Origin of the sequence: Paeniroseomonas aquatica (assembly GCF_030409335.1) — a bacterium.
Classification (GTDB): Bacteria; Pseudomonadota; Alphaproteobacteria; order Acetobacterales; family Acetobacteraceae; genus Belnapia; species Belnapia aquatica.
This window is the reverse complement of record NZ_JAUFPN010000207.1, coordinates 1-505: the sequence shown is the minus strand read 5'-3', so window position 1 is coordinate 505 and position 505 is coordinate 1. Positions and strand designations below refer to the sequence as shown.

Here is a 505-nt window from a genome sequence, read left to right as displayed (position 1 = left end):
CATGGGGTTCAAGGAATACCCCGACCGCACCCGGCCGGGAATGCTCAACGACCTGCTCTCGGCCGACTGCCGGGTGGTGCTGACCAACTCATTCCGCTTTCATTCACGCGCCGCGGCGACCGGCAGTCTGGCGCGTAAGCAGGCGCAGATGGCCAACGCCGGCGACCGTGCCCTGAGTCAGATGGATGCACTGCACGATGCCATGGACGACGTGGCCTCCAACCAGGCCACGATGGGCTCGCACCACATCTCCATCGCTCTTCATTGCGACACCCTGCCCGACTTGGAACGCCGCGCAGGCGAGGTCCGCGCCGCCCTGACCAACGCCGGGGCCGGCGTGGCTGTCGAAGATCTGGGCACGGAAGCCGCCTATTGGGCGCAACTCCCCGGGAACGCGGCCTGGCGCACCCGGCCGGGCGATATCAGCTCGCGGAACTTCGTCGGCTTCTCGTCCCTGGATGGCTATCCGCGGGGCGGCCCGTCCCCGGAGTGGGGCGCCCCGCTG

The 505-nt window shown here is 68.9% G+C and carries 1 protein-coding gene; it reads left to right on the top strand.

All coding sequences use genetic code 11. The features are described from left to right. On the top strand, positions 1–505 hold a 505-nt coding region (locus QWZ14_RS28890), incomplete at both ends, for a VirB4 family type IV secretion/conjugal transfer ATPase (protein ID WP_456307275.1).